At 71.3% G+C, this 26944-nt stretch carries 25 protein-coding genes; 16 read left to right on the forward strand and 9 right to left on the reverse strand.

The genetic code is table 11. The features are described 5' to 3' along the window. Positions 1-68: 68 nt before the first annotated feature. The 8 genes from ACFPIJ_RS63530 to ACFPIJ_RS63565 are packed head-to-tail and all read left to right on the forward strand — an operon-like array spanning position 69 to position 8364. Positions 69-908 (forward strand): nitrilase-related carbon-nitrogen hydrolase, encoded by an 840-nt coding sequence (locus tag ACFPIJ_RS63530; protein ID WP_380129267.1) that lies wholly within the window; start codon positions 69-71, stop codon positions 906-908. After that, positions 905-2308, forward strand: a complete 1404-nt coding sequence (gene hydA, locus ACFPIJ_RS63535) for a dihydropyrimidinase (RefSeq protein ID WP_380129268.1) — start codon at positions 905-907, stop codon at positions 2306-2308. The genes ACFPIJ_RS63530 and hydA overlap by 4 nt, the downstream gene beginning before the upstream one ends. 14 nt (positions 2309-2322) lie before the next feature. Beyond that, positions 2323-3804, forward strand: coding sequence for a CoA-acylating methylmalonate-semialdehyde dehydrogenase (locus ACFPIJ_RS63540; protein WP_380129269.1), 1482 nt, complete (start codon positions 2323-2325; stop codon positions 3802-3804). A 27-nt stretch (positions 3805-3831) separates the two neighbouring features. Further along, positions 3832-4830, forward strand: coding sequence for a TIGR03842 family LLM class F420-dependent oxidoreductase (locus ACFPIJ_RS63545; protein WP_380129381.1), 999 nt, complete (start codon positions 3832-3834; stop codon positions 4828-4830). Then, entirely contained in the window at positions 4827-5687 is an 861-nt protein-coding gene (locus ACFPIJ_RS63550) for an ABC transporter permease (RefSeq protein WP_380129270.1), read from the forward strand. Before ACFPIJ_RS63545 ends, ACFPIJ_RS63550 begins: the two co-directional genes overlap by 4 nt. Next, a complete protein-coding gene (locus ACFPIJ_RS63555) occupies positions 5684-6442 on the forward strand; it encodes an ABC transporter ATP-binding protein (RefSeq protein ID WP_380129271.1) in 759 nt (252 codons plus the stop codon). The genes ACFPIJ_RS63550 and ACFPIJ_RS63555 overlap by 4 nt, the downstream gene beginning before the upstream one ends. Next, the gene (locus tag ACFPIJ_RS63560) at positions 6439-7197 is read left to right on the forward strand and encodes an ABC transporter permease (RefSeq protein ID WP_380129272.1); all 759 of its coding nucleotides are present in this window, start codon (positions 6439-6441) and stop codon (positions 7195-7197) included. The genes ACFPIJ_RS63555 and ACFPIJ_RS63560 overlap by 4 nt, the downstream gene beginning before the upstream one ends. Before the next feature lie 33 nt (positions 7198-7230). Continuing rightward, on the forward strand, positions 7231-8364 hold the full coding sequence (locus ACFPIJ_RS63565; protein ID WP_380129273.1) for an ABC transporter substrate-binding protein: 1134 nt from the start codon (positions 7231-7233) through the stop codon (positions 8362-8364). 51 nt (positions 8365-8415) lie between these two features. On the opposite strand, the gene ACFPIJ_RS63570 is transcribed toward ACFPIJ_RS63565, so the two are convergent. The 3 genes from ACFPIJ_RS63570 to ACFPIJ_RS63580 are packed head-to-tail and all read right to left on the reverse strand — an operon-like array spanning position 8416 to position 11311. Then, positions 8416-9051, reverse strand: a complete 636-nt coding sequence (locus tag ACFPIJ_RS63570; RefSeq protein WP_203852766.1) for a LuxR C-terminal-related transcriptional regulator — start codon at positions 9049-9051, stop codon at positions 8416-8418. Continuing rightward, entirely contained in the window at positions 9003-10301 is a 1299-nt protein-coding gene (locus tag ACFPIJ_RS63575) for a sensor histidine kinase (protein ID WP_380129274.1), read from the reverse strand. The genes ACFPIJ_RS63570 and ACFPIJ_RS63575 overlap by 49 nt, the downstream gene beginning before the upstream one ends. Before the next feature lie 47 nt (positions 10302-10348). Further along, positions 10349-11311 carry a hypothetical protein gene (locus ACFPIJ_RS63580; RefSeq protein WP_380129275.1) on the reverse strand — a complete coding sequence of 321 codons (963 nt, stop codon included), beginning with the start codon at positions 11309-11311 and terminating at the stop codon, positions 10349-10351. Between the two features lie 146 nt (positions 11312-11457). Here ACFPIJ_RS63580 and ACFPIJ_RS63585 point away from each other — a divergent pair, with 146 nt between their 5' ends. Then, entirely contained in the window at positions 11458-13320 is a 1863-nt protein-coding gene (locus tag ACFPIJ_RS63585) for a M48 family metallopeptidase (RefSeq protein WP_380129276.1), read from the forward strand. A 53-nt stretch (positions 13321-13373) separates the two neighbouring features. Then, on the forward strand, positions 13374-13988 hold the full coding sequence (locus ACFPIJ_RS63590) for a hypothetical protein (RefSeq protein ID WP_380129277.1): 615 nt from the start codon (positions 13374-13376) through the stop codon (positions 13986-13988). Positions 13989-14121: 133 nt separating this feature from the next. Here the strand turns inward: ACFPIJ_RS63590 and ACFPIJ_RS63595 are convergent, their stop codons facing one another. Beyond that, positions 14122-14742, reverse strand: a complete 621-nt coding sequence (locus tag ACFPIJ_RS63595; RefSeq protein ID WP_380129278.1) for a pyridoxamine 5'-phosphate oxidase family protein — start codon at positions 14740-14742, stop codon at positions 14122-14124. A 79-nt stretch (positions 14743-14821) separates the two neighbouring features. Between ACFPIJ_RS63595 and ACFPIJ_RS63600 the strand changes: the two genes are divergently transcribed. Both ACFPIJ_RS63600 and ACFPIJ_RS63605 read left to right on the forward strand, forming a co-directional pair. Next, entirely contained in the window at positions 14822-16168 is a 1347-nt protein-coding gene (locus tag ACFPIJ_RS63600) for an aspartate aminotransferase family protein (protein ID WP_380129279.1), read from the forward strand. A 22-nt stretch (positions 16169-16190) separates the two neighbouring features. Continuing rightward, entirely contained in the window at positions 16191-17462 is a 1272-nt protein-coding gene (locus tag ACFPIJ_RS63605; RefSeq protein WP_380129280.1) for an MFS transporter, read from the forward strand. Here the strand turns inward: ACFPIJ_RS63605 and ACFPIJ_RS63610 are convergent. The 4 genes from ACFPIJ_RS63610 to ACFPIJ_RS63625 form a co-directional block, all read right to left on the reverse strand. Next, the gene (locus tag ACFPIJ_RS63610; protein WP_380129281.1) at positions 17409-18383 is read right to left on the reverse strand and encodes an LPXTG cell wall anchor domain-containing protein; all 975 of its coding nucleotides are present in this window, start codon (positions 18381-18383) and stop codon (positions 17409-17411) included. The genes ACFPIJ_RS63605 and ACFPIJ_RS63610 overlap by 54 nt on opposite strands. A gap of 141 nt (positions 18384-18524) precedes the next feature. Next, on the reverse strand, positions 18525-19265 hold the full coding sequence (locus ACFPIJ_RS63615; RefSeq protein ID WP_380129282.1) for a hypothetical protein: 741 nt from the start codon (positions 19263-19265) through the stop codon (positions 18525-18527). Between the two features lie 809 nt (positions 19266-20074). After that, positions 20075-20806: a class I SAM-dependent methyltransferase gene (locus ACFPIJ_RS63620; RefSeq protein WP_380129283.1), complete on the reverse strand. Its 732-nt coding sequence runs from the start codon at positions 20804-20806 to the stop codon at positions 20075-20077. After that, positions 20803-21771: a zinc-binding dehydrogenase gene (locus ACFPIJ_RS63625; RefSeq protein ID WP_380129284.1), complete on the reverse strand. Its 969-nt coding sequence runs from the start codon at positions 21769-21771 to the stop codon at positions 20803-20805. Before ACFPIJ_RS63625 ends, ACFPIJ_RS63620 begins: the two co-directional genes overlap by 4 nt. Before the next feature lie 39 nt (positions 21772-21810). On the opposite strand from ACFPIJ_RS63625, the gene ACFPIJ_RS63630 reads away from it, so the two are divergent. Together ACFPIJ_RS63630 and ACFPIJ_RS63635 are read left to right on the forward strand one after the other, a co-directional pair. Continuing rightward, the gene (locus ACFPIJ_RS63630; protein ID WP_380129285.1) at positions 21811-22587 is read left to right on the forward strand and encodes a putative protein N(5)-glutamine methyltransferase; all 777 of its coding nucleotides are present in this window, start codon (positions 21811-21813) and stop codon (positions 22585-22587) included. Between the two features lie 58 nt (positions 22588-22645). Then, entirely contained in the window at positions 22646-23404 is a 759-nt protein-coding gene (locus ACFPIJ_RS63635) for a S1 family peptidase (protein ID WP_380129286.1), read from the forward strand. A 70-nt stretch (positions 23405-23474) separates the two neighbouring features. On the opposite strand, the gene ACFPIJ_RS63640 is transcribed toward ACFPIJ_RS63635, so the two are convergent. Beyond that, positions 23475-23969 (reverse strand): YciE/YciF ferroxidase family protein, encoded by a 495-nt coding sequence (locus ACFPIJ_RS63640; protein WP_380129287.1) that lies wholly within the window; start codon positions 23967-23969, stop codon positions 23475-23477. Positions 23970-24135: 166 nt separating this feature from the next. On the opposite strand from ACFPIJ_RS63640, the gene ACFPIJ_RS63645 reads away from it, so the two are divergent. Next, complete coding sequence (locus ACFPIJ_RS63645; protein WP_380129288.1) at positions 24136-25530, forward strand: cellulase family glycosylhydrolase; 1395 nt, start codon at positions 24136-24138, stop codon at positions 25528-25530. Positions 25531-25545: 15 nt separating this feature from the next. Further along, positions 25546-26937 carry a bifunctional 3-(3-hydroxy-phenyl)propionate/3-hydroxycinnamic acid hydroxylase MhpA gene (mhpA, locus tag ACFPIJ_RS63650; RefSeq protein ID WP_380129289.1) on the forward strand — a complete coding sequence of 464 codons (1392 nt, stop codon included), beginning with the start codon at positions 25546-25548 and terminating at the stop codon, positions 26935-26937. Positions 26938-26944 lie beyond the last annotated feature (7 nt).

A 26944-nucleotide genomic window follows, 5' to 3' on the forward strand; every position in this document is an offset into this window, starting at 1 on the left:
GGTCAACGCCGTAGGCGCCAAAAGCCGTAGAAGCCCAACACCCGCCAAAAGCCCAGAGAGGGGCAGCCATGGCAGATGTCATCCGGGCCGCCATCGTCCAGACCAGCTGGACGGGCGACAAGGAATCGATGATCAAGGCGCACGAGGACTATGCGCGGCAGGCCGCGGCGCAGGGCGCGAAGGTGATCTGCTTCCAAGAGCTGTTCTACGGGCCGTACTTCTGCCAGGTGCAGGACAAGGCCTACTACGAGTACGCCGAGTCCATCCCCGGCCCCACCACCGAACGGTTCCAGGCCCTGGCCGCAGAGCTGGGCCTGGTGATGGTGTTGCCGATGTACGAGCAGGAGCAGCCCGGCGTCCTGTACAACACCGCCGCCGTCGTGGACGCGGACGGCCGGTACCTCGGTAAGTACCGCAAGAACCACATCCCTCAGGTCAAAGGCTTCTGGGAGAAGTTCTACTTCCGCCCCGGAAACCTCGGTTACCCCGTCTTCGACACGGCGGTCGGCAAGGTCGGCGTCTACATCTGCTACGACCGGCACTTCCCGGAGGGCTGGCGGGCGCTCGGCCTCAACGGCGCGCAGATCGTGTTCAACCCGTCGGCGACCAGCCGCGGCCTGTCGGCGTACCTGTGGCAGCTGGAGCAGCCGGCCAGCGCCGTGGCCAACGAGTACTTCATCGGCGCGATCAACCGCACCGGCATCGAGGACCTCGGCGACAACGACTTCTACGGCACGAGCTACTTCGTGGACCCGGAGGGCAAGTTCGTCGGCGAGGTCGGCGACGCGCACAACCCGGAGCTGATCGTCCGCGACCTCGACCTGGGCCTCCTGGCCGAGGTACGGGACCGATGGCAGTTCTACCGGGACCGCCGTCCCGACGCGTACGGGGACCTGGTGCAGCCATGATTCTCATCAAGGGCGGGACCGTGGTCGGTCCCACCGGTCCGTACCAGGCCGACGTGCTCGTCGTCGGGGAGCAGGTGTCGGCGATCTTCGCGCCCGATCAGGGGCCGCAGGAGGGCGACTTCGAGACGATCGACGCGACCGGCAAGTACGTCATCCCCGGCGGCGTCGACGCGCACACCCACATGGAGCTGCCGTTCGGCGGCACGTTCGCCAGCGACACGTTCGACACCGGCACCCGCGCCGCCGCCTGGGGCGGCACGACGACCATCATCGACTTCGCCGTGCAGCGCACCGGTGAGGTGGTGCAGGACGGGCTCGCCGCGTGGCACGGCAAGGCCGACGGCAACTGTCACGTCGACTACGCGTTCCACATGATCCTCGGCGGGGTCGACGACGAGTCGCTCAAGGCCATGGACACGCTCGTCACCGACGAGGGGATCACGAGCTTCAAGCTGTTCATGGCGTACCCCGGCGTCTTCTACAGCGACGACGGCCAGATCCTGCGCGCGATGCAGAAGGCCCGCGACAACGGCGCCATGATCATGATGCACGCGGAGAACGGGCCGGCCATCGACGTGCTCGTCAAGCAGGCCCTGGAGCGGGGTGAGACCGACCCGATCCACCACGGCCTCACCCGCCCCGAGGCCCTGGAGGCGGAGGCCACCAGCCGCGCGATCTGGCTGGCCGGCGTCGCCGCCGACTGCCCGCTCTACATCGTGCACCTGTCCGCGAGCAAGGCCCTGGAGCAGGTCGCCGCCGCCCGCGACCTCGGCCGCAACGTGTTCGCCGAGACCTGCCCGCAGTACCTGTACCTGACGCTCGAGGACCAGCTCGGCGCGCCCGGCTTCGAGGGCGCCAAGTGGGTCTGCTCGACGCCGCTGCGCAGCAAGCACGAGACGCACCGCGCCGACCTTTGGAAGGGCCTGCGCAGCAACGACCTGTCGGTCGTGTCCACCGACCACTGCCCCTTCTGCTTCAAGGACCAGAAGGAGCTCGGCATCGGCGACTTCTCGAAGATCCCCAACGGCATCGGCAGCGTCGAGCACCGCGTCGACCTGCTCTACCAGGGGGTCGTCGACGGCAAGCTCAGCCTCGGCCGGTGGGTCGAGACGATCGCCACCACGCCCGCGCGGATGTTCGGCCTGTACCCGAAGAAGGGCATCATCGCGCCCGGGTCCGACGCCGACATCGTCCTCTACGACCCGGCGGCCCGCACCCGCATCGGCGTCGAGACGCACCACATGAACATGGACCACTCCGCCTGGGAAGGCTACGAGATCGCCGGCAAGGTCGACACCGTCATCTCCCGCGGCCGGGTCCTGGTGAAGGACGGTGCGTACCACGGCGCCAAGGGCCATGGGCAGTTCGTCCGCCGCGGACTCTCCGACTACCTGATCTGAAGAGGCAACACATCATGCGTGAGATCAAGCATTGGCTCGACGGTGCCGCTGTCAGCGGCACCAGCGGCCGTCAGTTGCCGGTCTGGGACCCGGCGACCGGCGAGCAGCAGGCATACGTGGTCGCCGCGACAAAAGAGGAGACCGACCGAGCGGTCGCCAGCGCGAAAGCCGCGTTCCCCGCGTGGCGGGCCGCGTCGCTGTCCCGCCGCGCCGAGGTGATGTTCCGCTTCCGGGAGCTCGTCGACGCGAACCGCAAGGAGATCGCATCGCTGGTCAGCAAGGAGCACGGCAAGACCGAAGCCGACGCCGGCGGTGAGCTGGCCCGCGGCCTGGAGAACATCGAGTTCGCCACCGGCGCCCCGCACCTGCTCAAGGGCGGTTACAGCGAACAGGCGTCCAGCGGCGTCGACGTGTACTCGATCCGCCAGCCCCTGGGTGTCGTCGCCGGGATCACCCCGTTCAACTTCCCGGCGATGGTGCCGATGTGGATGTTCGCCAACGCGCTCGTCTGCGGCAACACGTTCGTGCTCAAACCGAGTGAGAAGGACCCGTCGGTCTCGCTGCTCCTGGCGGACCTGCTGCGGCAGGCGGGCCTGCCCGACGGCGTGTTCAACGTCGTGCAGGGCGACCGGGTGGCCGTCGAGACCCTCATCAACCACCCCGACGTGCAGGCGTTGAGCTTCGTCGGCTCGACCCCGATCGCCAAGGCGGTCTACGAGGCGGGCACGAAGGCGGGCAAGCGGGTCCAGGCGCTCGGCGGCGCGAAGAACCACATGGTGGTGCTGCCCGACGCCGACATCAACGCCGCCGCCGACGCGGCCGTGTCCGCCGGGTACGGCTCGGCGGGGGAGCGGTGCATGGCGATCTCCGTCGTCGTCGCCGTCGGCTCTGTCGCCGACCCGCTCGTCGCGGCGATCAGCGAGCGGATCGGCCGGATCGCGGTCGGCCCGGCCAGCGACCCGTCCGCGGAGATGGGCCCGCTCATCACCCGCGAGCACCGCGACAAGGTCGCCGGCTACCTGGCCGCGACCACTGCCGAGGTCGTGGTCGACGGCCGTGAGGCGCCCGTCAGCAGCGGCCCGGGCTTCTTCCTCGGCGCGTCGCTGGTGGACAAGGTCAGCGTCGATGAGGCCCTGTACAAGGACGAGATCTTCGGCCCGGTCCTGTCGGTCGTCCGCGTGGACAGCTACGACGAGGCCCTGAAGCTCGTGAACGACAGTGAGTACGGCAACGGCACCGCCATCTTCACCCGCGACGGCGGCGCCGCCCGGCAGTTCCAGTACGACGTCGTCTGCGGCATGGTCGGCGTCAACGTGCCGGTGCCCGTCCCCGTCGCCTACTACAGCTTCGGCGGCTGGAAGTCCTCGCTCTTCGGCGACCTGCACATGTACGGCCCCGAAGGGATCCAGTTCTACACCCGTAGCAAGGTCGTCACCTCCCGCTGGCCGGACCCGGCCACGTCCGAGGTCGACCTGGGCTTCCCGAAGGTGCGGTAGCCACATGAACGAAAGGCGGTGACCACAATGGACATTGGCGTGGTGCTGCAGTGCGACCCGCCCGCGACCCAGACCGTCGAGCTGGCGAAGCAGGCCGAGGCGGCCGGGTTCAGCCACGTGTGGACGTTCGACTCGCACGTGCTGTGGCAGGAGCCGTTCGTCATCTACAGCAAGATCCTCGCCGACACCGAGCGGATCATTGTCGGGCCGATGGTGACCAACCCCGGCACCCGCGACTGGACCGTGACGGCGTCGTTGTTCGCCACGCTCAACGAGATGTACGGCAACCGGACCATCTGCGGCATCGGCCGCGGCGACTCCGCGGTCAGGGTCCTCGGCTCCCGGCCGCAGACCCTCGCCGAGCTGCGCGAGTGCGTGCAGGTGGTCCGGGAGCTCGGCAACGGCCGGCCGGTCCGCCTGCGGGAGAAGGACCTGCAGTTCGCGTGGGCCCCGGACAGCCGCCTCGAGGTGTGGGTGGCCGCGTACGGGCCGAAGGCCCTCGCCCTGACCGGCGAGGTCGGCGACGGGTACATCCTGCAGCTCGCCGACCCCGACATCGCCGCCTGGATGATCAAGGCGGTCCGGGACGCGGCGGAGAGGGCGGGCCGCGACCCGGCCGCGATCAAGTTCTGCGTGGCCGCGCCGGCGTACGTCGGCGACGACGTGCCGCACCAGCGGGAACAGACCCGGTGGTTCGGCGGGATGGTCGGCAACCACATCGCCGACATCGTCGAGCGGTATGGCAGCGACGGCGCGGTCCCGACCGTCCTGACCGACTACATCAAGGGCCGCAAGGGCTACGACTACGCCGAGCACGGCCGGGCCGGCAACACGCACACCGACTTCGTGCCCGACGAGATCGTCGACCGGTTCTGCATCCTGGGCCCGGTCGAGGAGCACCTCAAGCGTCTCGCCGAGCTCAAGGACCTCGGCGTCGACCAGTTCGCAGTGTACCTGCAGCACGACGCCAAGGAGTCGACGTTGCGGGCGTACGGCGAGCACATCATCCCGGCCGTTACCCGATGAAACGGGTCCTCGGTGCCCTCGGGGGGTTGATCGTCTTCGCCCTGTTGTGGGAGGGGTACAAGGCGGTCGGCAACCCCGAGGGCACCGCGGTCCTCGGGGTGAAGGTCCTGCCCCGCGCCGACGACCTGTCGATGCCGCACCTGTGGACGGTCGCGCAGCGGCTCGGCAGGCCGGAGCTCACCGGCGGCCGGCCCGTGTGGCAGGTGGTCTTCGACGCGTGCCTGTTCACGTTGGGTGTCACGGCCGTCGGTTTCGTCGTCGGCACGGCCATCGGCTTCGTCCTGGCGACCCTCATGCAGCGGTTCCGGGTCGTCGAACGGGGGCTGCTGCCCTACGTGGTGCTGTCGCAGACGGTGCCGCTCGTCGCCCTCGCCCCGCTCGTCGCGGGCTGGAGCGGGGCGCTGTCGTTCGGACCCTACCCGTGGCAGGACTGGATGACGGTCGCGGTCATCGCCGCCTACCTCGCGTTCTTCCCCGTCGCCGTCGGGCTGCTGCGCGGCCTGCAGTCACCGAGCGCCGCGGGGGTGGAGCTGATGCGCTCCTACGCGGCCGGCTGGTGGCGCACCTACGGCAAGCTGCGGCTCCCCGCCGCGCTGCCGTTCCTGTTCCCCGCGCTGCGCCTCGCCGGCGCGGCCGCGGTCGTCGGCGCGGTCGTCGGCGAGATCTCCACCGGCACCCGGGGCGGGATCGGCCGGCTCGTCATCGAGTACTCCCGGGAGGCCACCTCTGACCCCGCGAAGGTCTACACCGCCATGCTCGGCGCCGCCGTCCTCGGCCTCGTCGTCGCTGGCGTCGTCAGCCTGCTCGAGCTCCCCCTCATGCGTCATCGCCGTAGGGTCGAGGTGAACGTCGTATGACCGCGGTCGAGATTTCCGGTGTCAGCAAGGTTTTCAACGCCGGCCGCCCCGACGAGGTGACCGCACTGTCCGACGTGGACCTCACCGTCGACAGTGGACAGTTCGTGTCGCTGATCGGGCCGTCGGGGTGTGGCAAGAGCACCCTGCTGCGCCTCATCGCCGACCTCATTGATCCTACCTCGGGCACCGTCACCGTCGCCGGGAAACCGGCCGCGCAGGCCCGGCGCGACCAGGAGTACGGCATCGCCTTCCAGCAGGCCGGCCTGTTCGAGTGGCGGACCGTGCGCCGCAACGTCGAACTGCCCCTGGAGCTGCGCAAAACGCCGCGGGCGGCCCGGAAACAGAAGGCCGAGGAGATGCTGGCGCTGGTCGGCCTGGCCGACTTCGCCGGGCACTATCCGGCCCAGCTGTCCGGCGGGATGCAGCAGCGCGTGGCGATCGCCCGTGCCCTGGCCGTGCACCCGCCGCTGCTGCTGATGGACGAACCGTTCGGTGCCCTCGACGAGATGACGAGGGAGCGGTTGCAGGGCGAGCTGCTGCAGATCTGCGCCAAGACCGGCACCAGCACGGTGTTCGTCACGCACTCGATCTCCGAGGCGGTGTTCCTGTCCGACAAGGTCGTCGTCATGTCCGCCCGCCCGGGCCGGATCACCGCGACGATCGACATCGACCTGCCCGGCCGCGACGAGGCGGCCCGGCAGTCCCCGGCCTACTTCGAACACGTGACCGAGGTGCGGAAAGCGCTGCGGGCATGAGGTACGTCAGGTCGGTCGTGCCCCCGGTGCTCGTCGGCGTCGTCGCGATCGCGCTGTGGGAACTCATCGTCACCGCCGGGCGGATCGCGCCGTTCATCCTGCCGGCGCCGTCGGCGATCTGGGCGCAACTGGTCGAGCAGCGCGACAACGTCGTCGACGCGGCCCTCGCCAGCGGTGCCAACGCGCTCGTCGGGCTCATCGGCGGCACCGTCGTCGCGGTCCTCGCGGCCCTGGCCACCAGCCGGTCGAAGCTGCTCAGCGACGTCGCGGTGCCCTACGCCGCGGTCGTCAACGCGCTGCCGATCATCGCGCTCGCCCCGATCCTCAACAACATGTTCGACTCCACCAGCAGCCTGCCCCGGCGGGTCGTGGCCGGGATCATCGCGTTCTTCCCGGTGTTCATCAACACGCTGCGCGGGCTGCGCGAGGTCGACCCCACGCACCGGGAACTGATGGCCAGCTACGCGGCGGGCAGCTGGACGTTCGCCCGGCTCGTGCGCCTGCCCGGCGCGCTGCCCTACGTGTTCACCGGACTGCGGCAGGCGTCCTCCCTCGCCGTCATCGCCGCGGTCGTCGCCGAGTACTTCGGCGGCCTGCAGGACGGGCTGGGGGCGCGGATCACCTCCGCCGCCGCGTTCACCGCGTATCCCCGAGCGTGGGCGTTCGTGGTCGGCGCCTGCGCCCTCGGCCTCGTCTTCTACCTGACCACGCTCCTGCTGGAGCGTCTCGCAATGCCCTGGAAGGCCCGTTCATAAAGACGCTCGTTCGCCAATGACGGAGGAACCCCCATGAGAACCAGGTCCCTCATCGTCGGCACCGCGATCACCGGTCTGCTGTTGACCGGCTGCGGCACCGCCGACACACCGACAACGACCACCACCGGCGCCGGCGGCGTCACCACCGTGAAGCTGCAACTGCAGTGGTTCTTCCAGGCCCAGTTCGCCGGCTACATCGCCGCCGTCGACAAGGGCTTCTACAAGGAGCAGGGCCTCGACGTGCAGCTCATCGAGGGCGGCGTGGACATCGTGCCGCAGACCGTCCTCGCCACGGGCAAGGCCGACTACGCCGTCGCCTGGGTGCCCAAGGCCCTCGCCTCGCGGGAGCAGGGCGCCGGCATCACCGACGTCGGGCAGATCTTCGCCCGCTCCGGCACCTACCAGGTCGCCTTCGCCTCCAGCGGTATCAAGTCCCCGGCGGACTTCAAGGGCAAGAAGGTCGGCAACTGGGGCTTCGGCAACGAGTTCGAGCTCTTCGCCGGCATGACCAAGGCCGGGCTCGACCCGGGCAAGGACGTCACCCTCGTGCAGCAGCAGTTCGACATGCAGGCGCTGCTGAAGAAGGAGATCGACGTCGCGCAGGCCATGTCCTACAACGAGTACGCGCAGCTGCTGGAGGCCACCAACCCGGCCACCGGCGCGCTGTACAAACCGGAGGACTTCTCGATCATCGACTGGAAGACCGTCGGCAGCTCGATGCTGCAGGACGCGGTCTGGGCCAACACCCAGAAGCTCAACGACAAGGCGTACCAGGACCAGACGGTCAAGTTCCTCACCGCGACCATCAAGGGCTGGGCGTACTGCCGGGACAAGCCGGAGGAGTGCCGCGACATGGTCGTGGCGAAGGGCTCCAAGCTCGGCAAGAGCCACCAGCTGTGGCAGATGAACGAGGTCAACAAGCTGGTCTGGCCGGCCGGGCAGGGCATCGGTCTGATCGACGAGGCCGCCTGGAGCCAGACCGTCGACATCTCGATGACGACGAAGAACCAGGTCGGCGACACGGTCCTGAAGAAGAAGCCCGAGGGCCTGGCGTACACCAACGACTACATGCAGAAGGCGATCGCCGCGGCGAAGGCTGCCGGCATCGACGTCAACGGCTCCTCGTTCGCCCCGCAGACCGTCACCCTGACGGCCGGCGGCGCGTAACCCCCACGCTGAAGGCGGCCGCCCTTCCCCCGGGGGCGGCCGCCTTCTCGCCTACGCGTTGAGATAGGCGAGGACGGCGAGGACGCGGCGGTTGTCGTCCTCGGACGGGGGCAGGCCCAGCTTGGCGAAGATGTTGTTGATGTGCTTGCCGACGGCCTTGTCGGTGACGAACAGCTGACCGGCGATCGCGGCGTTGGACCGGCCCTCCGCCATCAACCCCAGCACCTCCCGCTCGCGCGGGGTGAGCGCCGCCGTCGGCGCGCTGCGGGCGAGGAGCTGCGAGACCACCTCCGGATCCATGGCGGTGCCGCCGCCCGCGACCCGGCGGACCGCGTCGACGAACTCGCCGACCGTGGCGACCCGGTCCTTCAGCAGGTACCCCACACCGCCGCGACGGTCGGAGAGCAGCTCCCGGGCGTACAACTGCTCGACGTGCTGGGACAGCACCAGCACCGGCAGGCCCGGCGCCTCGGCCCGGGCGGCGATCGCGGCCCGCAGCCCCTCGTCGGTGAACGTCGGGGGCAGCCGCACGTCGACGACCGCCACGTCGGGCCGGTGCTCCAGGAGCGCGGCCCGTAACGCGTCGCCGGTGTCGACGGCCGCGACGACCGTGAAGTCGTAGGCGGTCAGCAGCCGGATCAGCCCGTCGCGGAGGAGGGCGAGGTCCTCGGCGATGACAACGCGCACGGCAGCTCCATGGTCAGCACGGTGGGACCGCCGGCCGGGCTGTCGACGTGCAGGCTGCCGTCGAACGCCCCCAACCGGCGGGCGACACCGGCCAGCCCGGAGCCACCGCCCGGCGGGTCGAGCACGGCACCACCGGCGCCGTCGTCGCCGACGGTGATGTAGAGCGCGCCCCCGAGGTGGGTCAACGATACCCAGGCCGCCGACGCGTGCGCGTGCTTGACGACGTTGGTGAGGGCCTCCGCGACCGCGAAGTACGCCGCGGACTCGACCGGCGCGTCGGGGCGGCCGTCCAGGTCGACGTCCACGGCCACCGGCACCGGCAGGGTCAGCGCGAGGGCGCGCAGGCCGCCGTCGAGACCGCGTTCGGCCAGGACCGGCGGGTGGATGCCGCGCACCAGGTGCCGCAACTCGGCCAGGGCGAGGCCACTGGCCTGCCGGGCCTCGGCGATGAGCGCCTGCGCGGCGGCCGGGTCGCGGGTGACGAGATCCTCGGCCATGCCGAGGCTCATGCCGAGCGAGACGATCCGCGCCTGGGCGCCGTCGTGCAGGTCCCGCTCGATCCGGCGCAGCTCGGCGGCCTGCGCGTCGACGACCTGGGTGCGGGTCTCGGTGAGCCGGTCGACCCGCTGGGCGAGCGCGGCGCCGCGGGTCGGCCCGAGCAGCGACCGGTCGAACTGGGCCAGGGCCCACAGCAGCCACGGCCCGGCGTACAGGGCACCGGCGGTGACCAGGGCACCCTGCGGCGGGACGCTGATGATGTCGAGCGCGTCCTGGATCGGCCAGGTGACGCCGTAGCCGTACCAGCCCGACGCGGCGTCGATGATGATCGCGATGCCGAGCAGCCCCTCCAGGCCGTACGCGAGCAGCACCGGACCGACGATGCCCAGCAGCAGCCCGGTGGGCGCGCCGGCGAGCAGCCACAGCAGGTCCCGCCAGGTCGCCGGGTCGCGGACCAGCCACAGCCACCGGCTCGGGGTGCCGACGAACGCGCCCGCCGGCCGCGGCCGGTACGGCCGGGGGATCTCGACCCCGGACCAGTCCCGGGCGACCCGCCGGTGCAGGTCGGCGTAGGCCCGCACCAGCATCGCGACCAGCGGGGCGAGGACCAGCCCGAGCCCGACGACGGTGAGTGCCAGCGACACCACGGACAGCACGAGCAGGGCCAGCTTGACCGGCGGTGACAGCAGCCCGAGCAGGGCCACCCGGCCGATGGCGGTGGCCCCTGCCCGCACGAACGCCTTCACCCTCATGCCGGCCATTCTTCCGGTCTTTTCGGTCGGGGTCAGTGGGCTTAGCCCTACCTCCGGGCGTTCTGGCGGGCCCTGGTGAAGGCGACGTCGGGGGTCGCGAGGTACGACCACGGCCAGCGGGTCACCCGGTCGCCGAGGACGTCGAAGCGCTCCGCGGCGGCGGGCCGGTCCCCGTGGAGCGTGAACGCCATCGCGAACGCGTTGTCGCCGCTGGTCCAGCCGGGCCGGCGTTCGTAGCTGTGGTGCCGCACCGAGCGGTCCGCGGCCAGCCGCAGCCGCTCGCCGACCTCGGGGCTCTGCATGTATTCGCCGTCTTCGCCCTCGGGCAGGTCCAGCCAGTGTTCGATGTGGGCGTCGGCGACCAGGACACCCAGCGGCGAGCCGGGCGGCGCCGCGGCGGCCGAGGACTCCGCGAAGTCGTGCATCAGCGCGTGCGAGCCGCTCCACTTGCGGCACAGCTGCTGCAGCATGTGGTAGTGCGCGTCGCGGTGCGAGGGGTACCGCCGGACCGCCTCGTCGAAGCGCCGCCGCGTCTCGTCCAGACCCAGCTGCCGGGCCCGGCCGAGGGTGACCAGGCCGGCCCACGGGGTCGGGTCGTCGGCGTCGAGGTCGGTGGCGTCGTCAAGGCAGTCCTCGGCGATCTTCAACCGCCGGAAGAAGATCTTGAACGCCTCCTCGCTGACCGTCTTGGCCCGGCCGTTGCCGCGGGCCTGCCACGCCCAGTCGATCGCGTACTGCCCCTTGACGGTGAGTGCCGTCGCCTTGGCCCTGCCGGTCTCCGCGGCGATCCACTCGTCGATCCAGACGCCGTCGCCGGCGTGCTCGCCGAGGATGCGGCAGTAGAAGTACCGGTCGTCGGGGTGCTCGACGTCGCGCAGGAACTCCGCCGCCGCCTGCCAGTCGCCGCGCTTCGCGGCCGCGATCAGCCGGGTCGCCTCGGGGTCACCCTGCGCGGGGTCGATCTCGAGCCGTTCGATCCCATCCGCCGCTCTTCGCCGGAATGGCCACATCGAAACGTTCCTTCCCCCGTTGCGGTCAATGGCCCCGAACTATAGGGTCCGTTCGCCATGGCCGCTATCGCCCTGGTGCTACGGGTGACGCGTCTGTCTCGGGTGTCTCGGATGTCGCGGGGCGTCGCGTGGGGAAGGAACCACCGATGGCCGTCGCAGTGCGCGCCTTCTTGTCGATCGTCATGCTGGCCGGGTTCTATGTGCTGGCCTTCGTCCAGTTCGTCGCCGGCATCGCCCTCGCCGCCTGGGTGACATCGGTCACCACCGGCGTCCTCGGCGCGAAGATCGGCGCCGCGGTGTTCCTCGGCACCGTGTGGGCAGTCGGCTACGGCACGTGGAAGGCCCTGCGCGCCGGCCGCGACGGCCCGCCCGGCATCCCGCTGACCCTGCACAACGCGCCGCTGCTGTGGCAGGCGGTCTACGAGCTGTCCAAGGCCGTCGGCACCCGCGCCCCCGACGAGATCCACCTGGTCGCCGAGGTCAACGCCGCCGTCAGCGAACGGACCCGGCTGATGGGCCTGATCGGCGGCAAGCGCTCGCTGTACGTGGGCATGCCGCTGCTGCAGACGTTCACCGTCGCGCAGCTGCGATCCGTCCTGGCCCACGAGCTCGGGCACTACTCGGGCAAGCACACCAGGTTCGCCGGCATCTCGTACCGTGGCCGCCTTGCCCTGGAACGCACCATCGGTCACCTCGGTCAGGCCAACGTCGCCGGGTGGGTCTTCCGCGGCTACGCCCGGCTGTTCATGCTGGTCGAGCACGCGGTCAGCCGCCGCCAGGAGCTGGAGGCCGACCTCTCGTCGGTGCGGGTCGCGGGCCGCTACGCCGCGGCGGGCGCGCTGCAGGAGGTCGAGGTCCTCGACACCGCGTTCGGCTTCTACATGACCCGGTTCGTCCTGCCCGGCCTGGAGGCCGGTTACGTGCCCGAGGACCTGTTCGGCGGCTTCGCGGCGATGCTGCGGGCCCGCGCGGAGGAGATCTCGGCGCTGCGTGCCGGCGCCCGGACCGCCACCGGAGCCCCGGCGAGCCGCTGGGACACGCACCCGCCGCTGGGCGCCCGGGTCGACGCGATCATGGCCGCCCCGGAGACGACCGCCACCATCGACAACAGCCCCGCCGCCGGCCTCATCGCCGACCTCGGCGCCGCCGGCCGGGCCCTGCAGGCGGCGGCGCTGCGCCTCGACGGCGCGGTGCTGCTGCCATGGGACGAGTTCCTGGCCGCCTCCGCGGGCGCCGAGCTGCAGGAGGAGTCCGACGCCATGCTGCGGGTCTTCACCCGCGCCGTCGGCCAGCCCGTCGAGGACGTCGGCGCGGTCCTCGACCTGATCGGCGCCGGCCGCATCGACGACCTCGCCGCCCTGATCCTGCCCGACGCGACCCGCCGCGAGGCCCGCAAACGCTTCGCGGACCCCCTCGGCACCCTGCTCGCCCTCGCCGCCGTGCGCTCCGGCGTGGCCCGCTGGCAGCACTCGTGGACCGGCCCGACGACGCTGCTCGGCCGCGACGGCGCCCCGCTGGACCTCTCCGACCTCGCCGGCCTGGCCTGCGACCCGGCCACGCTGCCGCTGGCCCGGCAGCGCCTGCGGGACCGGGGCATCGACGTCACCGCCGCCAAGCATGTCCGCCGCCGGGTCGGCACCGAACACGCCACCATCCTCGCCGGCATCACCACCGCCATCGTCGACGGCAAGCGCGCCGACCTGCTCATCCTGAGCCACGGGCTGCTCTTGATGCCGGGGATGCCGCGGTACAAGACGGGCATGGCCCGCTACCGGATGCGCCGCTGGCTCAGCGAGGGCGACGCGCGGGAGCTGGCCGCGACCCCGGGCAGCCGGTTCATCCCGTACGAGGAGATCGCCACCGCGGTGCGCACCACGAAGCTCCGGTTCCGCTGGGAGCTCACCCTGCACGACGGCACGGTGGTGGAGCTGCGCAACGGCGGCCAGAGCGAGGAACACGCCGACGCCGAGACCGTCTTCACCCAGGCCATGCACGCCGCCACGACCTGACCCCGGTGCTCGCGTGGTTGTCATGCGGGTGCGGGAAGGAATAGGAGCCCGCGGTGGAGATGGTCGAGCAGCTCATTTCACGGACGGATGCCGCCTACCAGCGATGGTTGGCGTCGGTCACCGACGACGTCGTCGCCGGTGGAGTGGTCATGTACTGCCTGGAATCCCTGCCGGAGCGCAACACGACCTACGAAATCGGCGAGTGGCTGACGGGCTACCTCATGATCGGCCAAGAAGGCGATCGGGGATTCTTCCTCAGGTGCGACGATGGCGGCGGCCCGGTGTTTCGGGCCGACCTGGGCAGTCTCGGCGAAGTCGACCTCGATGTTGCTGCCCCGGTGTTCGAGGTGTGGCTGCGTTCCGGTTTCGCTCTGCCGGTCGACCCGGAGCCGAACCTGCCGCCAACCGCCGACGTCTATGTGGGCAGGATTCCGGTCGATGGAGTTCAGCTGCTGGTACAGGCAAGGAAGCTGCTGGGTGTGGATTGGCGGTTCGGGGATCTCAGGGGCCTGCTCGCCGCCCAACCGTTCCTGGCGGCGAGGTCAGCTCATCTGTACGCGCTGCGCCGCGACCTGGAACACGCCCCTGAGTTGCGGCCATACCTGCTCTACGCCACCGACCACGGCCTGGAAGCGGTATGGCCGACCGGCAGCCCGGAAAGCCGGTGACTTGGCACAACTTCAGGTGTCGAACCAAGGTCGTCTCTGATGCCGGCGGATCGATCACCGCATACTGCGGAATAGGCGCCGACCTGCGTGATCACGGAACGCCCCGCTGAAGTTCCGTGATCACGGGCGGCGGTCAGGGTGTGGCGTAGAGGCCGCGGCTGTAGCGCTCCTCGGCGTAGTACGCCTCGAGGTCCTCGACCGATTCCGGGGTGTCCTGGACGCTCTTGATGAGCTTGGCGTGCGACGGCAGGGCCTCGGGGGTCCAGGTCTCCGGCTTCCAGAGCTTCGAGCGCATGAACGCCTTCTGGCAGTGGAAGTAGATCGTGTCGATGTCGACGACCAGGGCCAGGATCGGCCGATGCCCCTCGACCACCATCTCGTCGAACCAGGGAGCGTCGGAGAAGACCCGGACGCGGCCGTTGATGCGCAGCGTCTCGCGGCGGCCCGGGATCAGGAAGATCAGGCCGACGTGCGGGTTGGACAGGACGTTGTGGAAGCTGTCGGCGCGCCGGTTGCCGGGGCGCTCGGGGACAGCGATCGTGTGGTCGTCGATGACGTGGACGAAGCCGGGCGGGTCGCCCTTCGGGGAGACGTCGCAGTTGCCGTCGGCGTCGGACGTGGCGACGAGGACGAACGGCGACAGTGCCAGCCAGTCCCGGTCGGTCTGGGTGAGGGTGCTGCGTTCCTTGCTCACGGCCCGGGGCATCGGCGACCCGAGCAGGTCCTCCAGTTCGGCGGTCGAGGTGATCTGCATGGTCTCAAGGATACGGGCGGTAACAAGCTGTAACAGTGAAGATATTGTACGGGCCGACGTGTGCCATTAGCGTCGGCTCATGACCGGACACACCCCCGAAGCCGACGCCTACCGTGACGACCGCGCGCACGTCTTCCACTCCTGGTCGGCGCAGCGGGCGCTGGACCCGGTCGTCGTCACCGGCGGCCTCGGCAGCACGTTCTGGGACGCCGAGGGCACCAGGTACCTCGACTTCTCCTCGCAACTGGTCAACCTCAACCTCGGGCACCAGCATCCCAAGGTCGTCGCCGCGATCCAGGAGCAGGCGGCGACGCTGTGCACGATCGCGCCGAGCTTCGCCAACCCGACCCGCAGCGAGGCCGCCCGCCTCATCGCGGAGGTGGCACCCGGCGACCTGTCGCACGTGTTCTTCACCAACGGCGGCACCGAGGCAAACGAGCACGCGGTGAAGATGGCCCGGCTCACGACCGGCCGGCACAAGGTGCTCGCGGCGTACCGCTCGTACCACGGCGCCACCACCGGATCCATCACGCTGACCGGCGACCCGCGGCGCTGGGCCAACGAGCCCGCGATGCCGGGCGTCGTGCGGTTCTTCGGGCCGTATCCCTACCGCTCGTCGTTCCACTCCGACAGCGCCGAGCAGGAGACCCAGCGGGCGTTGCAGCACCTCGAGGAGGTGTTCACGTTCGAGGGGCCGCACACCATCGCCGCCGTCATTCTCGAGACCGTCGTCGGCACCAACGGGATCCTGGTGCCGCCGCCCGGATACCTCGCCGGGGTCCGCGAGCTGTGCGACAAGCACGGCGTGCTGCTCATCTGCGACGAGGTGATGAGCGGGTTCGGCCGGTGCGGCGAGTGGTTCGCGGTCGACCGGTGGGATGTGGTGCCGGACCTGATCACGTTCGCGAAGGGCGTCAACTCCGGCTACGTCCCGCTCGGTGGCGTCATTCTCGGCGAGAAGGTGTACGAGACGTTCGCCGAACGCCCGTTCCCCGGCGGTCTCACGTATTCCGGGCACCCCCTCGCCTGCGCCGCCGCGATCGCCACCATCGAGGTCATGCGCGACGAGCGGATCCCCGAGCGGGTCCGGGACCTCGGCGAGCGGGTCGTCGGGCCGCGGCTGGAGAAGCTCCGCGATCGGCACCCGTCGGTCGGCGAGGTCCGCGGCCTCGGCCTGTTCTGGGCGATCGAGCTGGTCCGCGACCGGGACACCCGCGAGATGCTGGTGCCCTACAACGCCTCCGGCGCCGCCGCGAAGCCGATGGCCGACGTCATCGCCGCCTGCAAGGCCCGTGGGGTGTGGCCGTTCACGCACTTCAACCGGGTGCATGTGGTGCCGCCGCTGGTCGTCACCGAGGAGGAGCTGCTGCAGGGCATCGACGCGATCGACGACGCCCTGGACGCGGCCGACGCGTACGTGGCCTGACCCACGTGGCACAGTGGCGAGGGTGTTGACGGCATCGCTGGTCCGGCGGACCTATTACCTGCTCACCGCCGGCAACACCCTCGCCGGGTCGCTCATCTGGGGCATCAACACGATCTTCCTGCTGGACGCGGGCCTGTCGAACCTGGCCGCGTTCGCCGCGAACGCCTGCTTCACCGCCGGCATGGTCCTGTTCGAGGTGCCGACCGGCGTGGTCGCGGACCTGTGGGGCCGGCGGGTGTCGTTCCTGCTCGGCACCGTGACCCTGGCCGGCACCACCGGCCTGTACGTGTGGCTGTGGCGCCTGCACGCCCCGTTCTGGTCGTGGGCGGTCGTGTCGCTGCTGCTGGGCCTGGGCTTCACGTTCTTCTCCGGCGCGGTGGAGGCGTGGCTCGTCGACGCCCTCGCCGCGACGGGCTCGACCGAACCCCTGGAGGCGGTGTTCGCCCGCGGGCAGGTCGTCGGCGGGGTCGCGATGCTCACCGGATCCGTCGCCGGCGGCTACCTGGCCCAACTGACCGACCTGAGCGTGCCGTTCCTGGCCCGCGCCGGCGTGTACCTGCTCATGTTCGTCCTCGCCGCGTTCCTCATGCGGGACCTCGGGTTCACCCCTGACCGGAGCCTGCCCCCGGTGGCCAGGATGCGCCGCATCGCCGCCGACTCGGTCCGCTACGGCTGGCGGGTCCGCCAGGTCCGGCTGCTGATGCTGGCCGTACCGTTCACCGGCGGCGTCGGCGTGTACGTGTTCTACGCGCTGCAGCCGCACCTGCTCGACCTGTTCCACGACGAGCGCGCCTACGGCATCGCCGGACTCGCCGCCGCGGCCGTCGCCGGGGCGCAGATCGCCGGCGGGCTCCTCGCCGAACGGATCGGCCGGCTGTTCCCGCACCGGCTCACCGCATACCTCGCCCTGGAGACGGCCGGCGTGCTGGCCCTCGTCGGGCTCGGCCTGGCCGGGCAGTTCTGGGCGGCGCTCGGGCTCATCGTGGTGTGGGCGGTGCTGGCGTCGGCCGGGATGCCACTGCGGCAGGCGTACGTCAACGGGCTCATCCCCTCGCAGCAGCGCGCGACGATCCTGTCGTTCGACTCGCTGATGGCCTCGACCGGCGGCGTCGTCACCCAGCCGGCGCTCGGCCGGGTCGCCGACGTGTGGGGCTACCCGGCCTCGTTCCTCGTCTCCTCCGCGGTGTCCGCCTGCGCCCTGCCGTTCCTCGTCAAGGCCCGCAACGGCGACGCCGCAGGCTCAACCGTGCCGGCGGCGGCGCCGGACGAGCGCGCCGCCGAGCGCCACGAGTAGCAGCCCGAACATCGCGACGGCGGCGAGCGGCGCCCCGGTCACCGCGAGCGCCCCGGCGCCGGCGCGGTCATCGGCGACGGCGAAGACGGGGACCCCACCGCCGCCGTTGATGAGGACGAGAGGGTTCCCGGCGCTCCCCGCAGCCGATCCGGTGCCATTCGTGGCGTTCGTTCCGCCGTTTCCGGGTGTACCGGTGCCGCTCGCCGTGCCGTTTCCGCTCGCGCTGCCCACGGTTACCGTGGCGCCTGTACCGGTTCCAGTCGTGCCGGTTCCGCCCGTGCCGGTTCCGCTTCCGGTCGCGCTGCCCACCGTGACCACGGCGCCCGTGCTGGTTCCGCCCGTGCTGGTTCCGCCCGTGCTGGTTCCGCCCGTGCCGGTTCCGCCCGTGCCGGTGCCGCTCGCGCTGCCCACCGTGACCGTGGCGCCGACGCCGGTGGATGTGCCCACCCCGACCTGAACGTCGGCCGTAATCGATTGCGTTCCACCGATGCGCACCGTGGCGCCCGTGGCGCCGGCCGAGCCCGCCGCGCCGGCCGGATTGCCGAGCACCACGCTGACACTCGCCGGGACGTTCACCACCGACACATCGACGGCCGCGACCGTATTCGATGTCGCGCCGCCGGTCGCGCCGCCGACGCTGACCACTGCGCCGACTGCCGGCCCAGCCCCGCCGGCCGAGGCCGAACCGCCCACGTTCACCGTCGCCGCGAGCTGCGGAGCCGCGACCTGCGGGGTCGTGCCCTGCGCCCCGCCCACGCCGACGTTGGCCGAGACGGGACCGACGGTCACGGACAGCACGTTGCCGCCGGGCGCCGACCCGCCGTCGAGGAGCCGCAGGTCGATCTCGGACGCCGTCGCCGGAGCAGCCCAGAGCAGCCACATCCCGCCCGCGATCCCCGCGGTGACCAGGCTCCGCTTCACCCATGTGTGCATGTCGCCGTACCCCCATCCCAGCCCGCTCCGTTGCGGGGTGACCAAACGGATGACACTCTCCGTGCTTGTATGAGCACATAGCGTGAGGTGAAGATCCGTTGCGCACAAGGGGTTGTCCGGTTGCAAAGTTCAGGGCCAGAACGGGTACGCCCGCAGCACCGTCTGCTCGAGATCCGCGGCCGTTGCCCGCAGTGACACCCAGCCCTTGCCCGCCGGGTGCGCGACCGCGACGTGGGTGTCCGTCACGACCGCCGGGAACCAGGCGCGGCCGTCGTCGTAGGACACCTCCACGGCCGGCCGGCCGGCCCTCGCAGCCTGGGTCGTCATCCGGAACGGGACGCGGAACGCCCGCCCGGCCGGTGCCGTGCCGTCGGCGCGCAGCGCCGGGTCGAACGACACGGCCCGCAGCGGCACCCGCCGCCAGTCCGGGCCCGGGACATGCTCGGACCGGAAGGTCCACGCCACCTCGACCACCGTGCCGAACGCGACCGGCTCGGCCCGCATCTCGAGCCGATACCGGCCCGGCGAAGGCGGCACGGTGAAGACGCCGTCGGCGGCATCGGTTTCGCCGATGAGGACCCCGTCGCGGTACACGGCCGTGCGCGCCGAGCGGTAGGCGGCCAGGCCGGGGTGCCCCGCGCCGTCGCCGTGCAGCCGGGGCGCGACGACGAGCGTGTCACCGTTGCGCGACACCCACTGTTCGGGCAACTCCTGCGCCGAGAGGCTCGGCCCGGCGACGCCGGTGTTCCAGGCCGCGGCGGTGCGCAGCGGCGCCCGGAACCCGACCGGCGGGCCGGAAAGCGTAACCGCGAGCTCGGCGCCGGTCGACTCCTCGAACGACGTGTGCCACGTGATGCCGCCCGCGTCCACGTTGTAGTGCTCGACCCGGGGAGCAGGCAGCGGCCCGAGCGGCAGCGCCGCGGCGAAGACACCCCCGCCGCCCGGCTGTAGGTGACGCCCTGCCCGCCGCGAACCCTGGCCCCGTAACCGTTTTCGACGGTCGCGAGCCGCCCGGCCGGGAGGGTGCGGGACAGGCCGGCCGGCAGCTGGCCGTACACCATCCAACCGAGCAGATACGAGACACCGGTGGCGACCATGGTGACCGCGACCATGACCCGGAACCCGTCGGCCGACCGTGAAGGGCCGAGCGGACCGAAGTACACGCCGCGCAGGTCGCCCCTGACCGCGAAACCGTTCTCGTAGGTGTCGCCGCCCTGGACCGGCATCCGGTACCGGACCTCGAGCAGCTCGGGCCGGGCGTCGGCGCGCGGCACGGCGATCGCGACCGGCCGCCCGGCGCGCGCGTCGGCGGTCACCACGAGAGGCCCGTCGACCCGCAGCGAGGGCTGCACGAGCCAGGTCCGTGCACCGGATCCCTGCACCTCGACGGAGACCAGGTACGTGCCACGGTCCAGGGACACGCGGACCGTCCCGGCGAAGGGGAGCCCGATCGGTTCGGCCGGTCGGTCGGTCCGGATCACCTCGACGAACGCCGGCGAGGGCGCGCCGTCTCGGCCGACGGCGTGCACGGTGAGCTCGGCGGTGGCGGCCGCGACGGCGCGCCCCGGCAACACGGCAGCAGCGCCGGTGGCGGTTGCGGTTGCGGCCGCGAGGAGTGTCCTTCTGCGAATCGTCACACTCCTACACGCCCGGGCACCCGCCCCCGTTCCCTCGCAGGGCTACCGCGACGCCAGGATCAGGAACCGGTGGGCGTGCGTGACGATCGGGCCGAGGTCGTGCAGGCGGCGCAGCGCCTCGTCGTAGCGTTCGACGGTGAAGTCGGGCACCTGCCACGGCACCATTCGCAGCTGGAACACCAGGGCGCCGACGTCGGTGAAGGTCAGTTCGGGGTGCTCCTCGCGGACCTCCACCAGCGTGAACCCGGCCGCGGTCAGGGCCGCGCCGGCGACAGCGGCGTCCCAGCTGCCCGTCGGATACGCCGGTGGCGCGCCGAGCGCGGTGTTCAGCGACGCGCAGTCATCGCTGCCGACCTGCTGGGTGAGCAGCATCCCGCCGGGCCGCAGGACCCGGGCCAGCTCGCCGGCGTCGCAGGCGCCGTGCCGGTTGAGCACCAGGTCGAACTCGGCGTCGCCGGCCGGCAGCGGCCCGATGGACTGCCGGACGCTCACCCCGAGCGGGGCGAGCCGGTCCGCGGCGACCGTGACATTCGGCGGCCACGCCTCGCTCGCCACGGCGTGCGCGGGCAGCGGCGCCAGGTCGAACAGCAGCTCGCCGCCGCCGGTGTCGACGTCCAGCACTGAGGAGGCACGGTCGAGCTGCTCGCGGGCGAGGTCGCGGTAGGACCACGACGGCTGACCGCCCTGCGACCGCCCCTCCAGCCAGGAGAAGTCCCAGCCCTCGACCGGTGCCGCCATGGCGTCCGCGACAAGGCGACCGAAGTCAGAGCTCACGGCAGCACCACCAGCTTGCCGACCTTCGTGCCGAGCTCCAGGTCGGTGTGCGCGGCGCGGATGTCGTCGAGGGGATACGTGTGGACCGGGCCGAGCGTCACCTCGCCGGTGGCGATCCGGTCCAGGTAGCGCTGCAGGACGGCGGCCGGCAGGTCGCTCGCCTCGCCGCCGTACGCGGTCAGACGCACCCCGGTGGGCAGGTAGCCGATTGGGTAGAAGTCGTGGACCAGCCACTCGTTGGACAGCATGCCGGTGAAGCAGACCGTGCCGTGGACCCGGGTCGCGGCGAGGGTGTCCGGCAGCGTTGGGGTGCCGACGAGTTCGAGGGCCGCGTCGACGCCGGCCGGGAACAGGGCGCGCACCTGGGCCGCGACCGAGCCGTCGTCGACGAGCGGGTGGGTGACGCCGACGGCCGACAGCGCGGCGAACCGGTCCGGCGAACGGGTCGTGGACAGCACGGTGGCGCCGAGGTCGCGGGCGAGGGCCGCCGCGGCCAGGCCGACCGACGACGTGCCGCCGCGGATCAGCAGGGTCTGCCCGGCCCGCAGGTCCAGGCCGGTGGTGAGCGAGCCGTACGCCGTCTGCAGCGTCTCCGGCACCGCCCCGATCGCCTCCCAGGGCAGTTCGGACACGAACGGGATGACCTGGTCGCGGGGCACCGCGGTGTACTGCGCGTAGCCGCCGTCGAAGGTGCGGCCCATGCCGCCCATCATCGTGGCGACCTGCTGGCCGGTGGTGAGGTCGGTGCCGTTGGGGTCGTCGACGACGCCGGTCGCCTCGATGCCCGGGACGCGGGGGAAGACGACGCCGTCGGCGTAGCCGAGGCGGGTGTGCAGCTCGGAGCGGTTGAGCCCGGCCGCCTTCACCCGGATCCGCACCCAGCCCGGCGGCGGCTCGGGTGTGGGCACCTCGACGACCTGGAGATTCTCGACCGGACCGGGGCCGGACAGCATGACAGCGCGCACACGTCAGCCTAACGCGGGCTACAGTGCGGCGTGCCCACTGTGATCGAGCGGTTGATCGAGCGGTTGCGGGCCGCCGGATGCGTGTTCGCCGAGGACGAGGCGGCGCTGCTCACCGAGGCCGCCGCCGGTGACGCCGCGGCCCTCGACGAGCTCGTGGAGCGGCGTGTCGCGGGGCATCCGATCGAGTACCTCGTCGGGTGGGCGATGTTCGCGGGGGAGCGGTTCGCCATTGCCGACGGCGTGTTCATCCCGCGGCACCGCACCGAACTGCTCGCCACTACCGCCCGCGAACTACTCCACAGTGGACAGACGGTGCTCGACCTGTGCTGTGGCACCGGTGCGCTCGGCGTGACCGCGACCCGTGGCATCCCCGATGTCCGCCTGGTAGCGGCCGACATCGACCCCGCCGCAGTCGCGTGTGCGCGACGCAACGCAACGGGCGCCGAGGTGTACGAGGGTGACCTCTTCGACGCGCTGCCCGACGACCTGCGCGGCCGGGTCGACGTCCTCCTGGCGAACGTGCCCTACGTGCCGACCGCCCAGATCGCGTTCCTGCCCGAGGAGTTCCGGGTGCACGAGCGGCGCGCGGCGCTGGACGGCGGCGACGACGGGCTGCGGGTGCTGCGGCGGGTCGCGGCGCAGGCACCGGACTGGCTGGCGCCCGGCGGGCACCTGCTGACCGAGGCCGGCGACGCGCAACTGGACGCCGCGCACGGGGTCCTGCGCGCCGCCGGGCTCGAACCGCGCACCGTCACCGACCCGGAGACCGAGACCAGCATCGTGGTCGGCAGTATGAGCCGGACGATATATCCATAGGTATCGAATCGATGGATATCATCCTCCCCATCATCCAACTCGTTGGGGAGGCTCTCGGATGGTACGTAGGCTCCTGGCGGTCCTGACCGCCGTCATCGCCGTGCTCGGGGTCCTGCCGGGCGTGGCGCACGCCCAGCAGGACGTCGTCGGCGGCACCCGCGCGGCGCAGGGCGAGTTCCCGTTCATGGTGCGCCTGTCGATGGGCTGCGGTGGTGCGCTCTACAGCCCGCGGCTGGTCCTGACCGCGGCGCACTGCGTCAACGGCACCGGCACCAACACCAGCATCACCGCGACGCTCGGCGTGGTCGACCTCCAGTCGTCCAGCCGGATCCAGGTCCGGTCGAACTACGTGTACCGGGCGCCCGGGTACAACGGCAACGGCAAGGACTGGGCGCTGATCCGGCTCGCCTCACCCGTCAGCGGCCTGGCCACGCTGCCGATCGCGACGAACACCACGTACAACACCGGCACCTTCACCGTCGCCGGCTGGGGCGCGGCGCGGGAGGGCGGCGCGCAACAGCGCTACCTGCTCAAGGCGACCGTGCCGTACGTGGCGGACTCCACCTGCGACAACTCGTATCCCGACCTGATCCCGAACGACGAGATCTGCGCCGGGTACGCGGCCGGCGGCACCGACACCTGCCAGGGCGACTCGGGCGGCCCGATGTTCCGCCGCGACGCGGCCAACGCCTGGATCCAGGTCGGCATCGTCAGCTGGGGCAACGGCTGTGCCCGCCCGAACTACCCGGGCGTCTACTCCCAGGTGAGCACCTTCGCCTCGGCGATCGCCTCGGCCGCAGCGTCCCTCGGCGGCTGACCGAGGCCCGGCCGGCCGGCCGGGGACCGGAGGGGGCCCGATGTCGGGGCCCCCTCCGGCTTGGCAAGGCTCACACGCTCATCGCCACGCGCTGCCCGAGCTCGTGGCTGATCCGCTCGAACGTGCCGGCGTTCTCCTGCTTCTGCACCAGGTTGGTCTGCAGGATCTGCGCGCACTGCATCTCGCCCATGAGCAGGGCCTTGTCGATCAGCCCGCGGTAACCGGCGATGCCGTAGTGGGCCAGCTTCGTCTCCGCGTCCACGGCGTAGATCTCCATCGCCTCGATGGACGGCCGCTGCCCGGTGAACGCCTGGAACTCCGCCCGCATCCCGTCGAGGGTCGCGCACGGCACCTCCGCCGGCTCCATCTCCATCATCGCGAAACACGTCTCGATGTTCTGGATCTTCTGCTGCCCCTGCTGCTGCTGGGCGCGCAGGATCTGCGCCAGGGGGCTGTGCTCGGCCTGGTTCAGCATCTCGCCCACGAGGTGGTTGCTCTTGCGTTCGGCGTCGTACATGCCGGACAGCTCGTAGAGGAACAGGTCGGACGGGTTGTCGATGGCCATCTACTTCTCCTGCCTGGGTGCGATCCGTGTGGTACGGGGCCGCAGTTACCCGGCGCTGGAAGTTTCACACCGCTCACGCCGCCGACCTGCGGCCCGGACCTGACATCGTTGACGGTCTACTGAAGCGCTTCATACGTTGCCTCGAACCCACTAGGAGGCAACCATCATGAGGACCCGGATCACCCTCGCCGCGGCTGCGGTGCTGGCGGCGGTGGCGGCGGTGCTCGTCGCCGTGCAGCCTGCGCAGGCGGCGACCGGCTTCACCGTCAGCAACGGCAGGCTCTACGACGCCAACGGCGCCGAGTTCGTCATGCGCGGCGTCAGTCACGCACACACCTGGTATCCGACGCAGACCAGTTCCTTCGCCAACGTCAAGGCCCTCGGCGCCAACGCCGTGCGGGTCGTGCTCGCCACCGGTGACCGGTGGACGAAGAACGACACCGCCGACGTCGCCAACGTCGTGTCGCTGTGCAAGGCCAACCGCCTCATCTGCGTCCTGGAGGCGCACGACACCACCGGCTACGGCGAGCAGACCGGCGCGATCACCCTCGACCGGGCGGTCGACTACTGGCTGAGCATCAAGAGCGCGCTCGTCGGCCAGGAGAAGTACATCATCGTGAACATCGGCAACGAGCCCTACGGCAACAACGCGGCCAGCGTCGCCAACTGGGCCACCGACAGCGCCAACGCGATCAAACGCCTGCGCAGCAACGGCTTCGAGCACACCATCATGATCGACGCGCCGAACTGGGGGCAGGACTGGTCGTACACCATGCGCGACAACGCGGCGACCGTCTTCGCCGCCGACCCGCTGAAGAACACCGTGTTCTCGATCCACATGTACGGCGTCTTCGACACCGCCGCGGAGATCAACGACTACCTCAACCGGTTCGTCACCGCGAAGCTGCCGATCGTGGTCGGCGAGTTCGGCTTCAACCACTCCGACGGCAACCCCGACGAGGACACCATCATGGCGACCACGCAGTCGCTGAAGATCGGCTACCTCGGCTGGTCGTGGAGCGGCAACGGCGGCGGCGTGGAGTACCTCGACATGGCCACCGGCTTCAACCCCGCGCAGCTCACCAGCTGGGGTGAGCGCATCTTCAACGGCGCCAACGGCATCAAGGCCACGGCCCGCGAGGCGACCGTCTACGGGGGAGTGACCTCGCCGTCGCCGTCCCGTTCGTCGGCGTCACCCTCGCCGTCGCGGTCCACCTCGCCGTCGCCGTCGAACTCGCAGCCCGCCGGCACGTGCAAGGTCGTCTACAGCGTCGCCGGCCAGTGGCCGGGCGGCTTCCAGGGCGACGTGAAGGTGACGAACACCGGCACCACCCCGGTCAACGGCTGGAACCTCGCGTGGAGCTTCCCCAACGGCCAGGTCCTCACCCAGGCGTGGGGCGCCACCTACGCCCAGTCCGGCGCGGCGGTCACGGCGACCAGCGTCAGCTACACGGCGAACATCCCCGCCGGCGGCACCGTCTCGTTCGGGTTCCTGGCGAACTGGAACGGCACCAACGCGGTGCCGGCCGCGTTCACGCTCAACGGGACCCGCTGCGCATGACGTAACCTCGCGGGCGTGGATCCAGTGGTGATCGTGGGGGCGGGACCGGTCGGTGCCGCCTCCGCGATCCTGCTCGCCCAGCGCGGCGTGCCGTGCCTGCTGCTGGACCGCTACCCGACGCCGTACCCGCTGCCCCGCGCCGTCCACGTCGACGACGAGGTGATGCGGATCCTGCAGGAGCTCGGGATCGCGGCCCGCTTCGCCGAGGTGAGCCGCCCGGGCCTCGGGCTGCGGCTGCTGGACGGCCGGCACCGGGTCATGGCCGAGTTCCGCCGCGACCCCGGCCCCGGGCCGCACGGCTGGCCACAGGCCAACATGTTCGACCAGCCCGACCTGGAGCGGCTGCTGCGGGACCGGGTCGCCGAGCTGCCGCTGATCGAGTTCCGCGGCGGCGTCACCGTTACCGCGGTCACCTCCACCTCCGTCACCTACACCTCGGGTGAGGGGGAGCGGACGGTCGCGGCGTCCGCGGTCCTCGGCTGCGACGGCGCCAACAGCACGGTCCGGTCCCTCATCGGCGCCACCCTCGAGGACCTGGGGTTCGAGGAGCGGTGGCTGGTCATCGACGGCGTCACCGACCGCGACCTGGCCGCGTGGGGCGGCGTCCACCAGGTCTGCGACCCGCACCGGGCGGCGACCTTCATGCAGCTGGGGCGGCATCGGTACCGGTGGGAGTTCCGCCTGCACGACGGCGAGTCCAGCCTCGACGTGCCGGCGCTGCTCGCGCCGTGGCTCGCCGGCGCCTCGGTGACGGTGGTGCGGTCCGCGGAATACACGTTCCGGGCCAGGATCGCCTCCACGTGGCGGCGTGACCGGGTGTTCCTGCTCGGCGACGCGGCGCACCAGACCCCGCCGTTCATCGGCCAGGGGCTCGGCGCCGGGCTGCGCGACGCCCACAACCTGGCGTGGAAGCTGGCATCGGGCAGCCCGGCCCTGCTGGATTCGTACCAACGCGAACGTCAACCACATGCCAGGGCCCAGATCCGGCTCGCGATCGTGGCGGGCTGGGCGATGACCGGGGGCCAGGACCGCGCGGCGGCGGTGCGGCGGGTCGTGCTGGGCGCGGTGTGGCGGCTGCCCGGGTTGAAGGGCCTCGCGCTGCGCTCCACCAGCCCGCCGCTGCGACATGTCGGCCGGGGGCGTCGCGCCGGGACCCTCGCGCCGCAGCCGACCGTGCACTGGGAAGGCCGCGACGTGCCCCTCGACGACGTCCTGGGCTCCGGTTGGGCGGTGTTGTGCCGTCCGGGCGTTGTCATGAAGCACGGCGGGGCCCGGGTGCTGTGGGTGACCCCGGCACTCGACCCGACCGGTGCGCTGCGCCGCTGGATGGGCCGCCGGCGCGCGGTGCTGCTGCGGCCCGACCGCGTGGTGGTCGGGCTTAATAGCTGGACGCCTGCCGCAGAATGAGACTGCT

Source organism: Dactylosporangium cerinum (genome assembly GCF_042653625.1).
In the GTDB taxonomy this organism is placed as follows: domain Bacteria; phylum Actinomycetota; class Actinomycetes; order Mycobacteriales; family Micromonosporaceae; genus Dactylosporangium; species Dactylosporangium cerinum.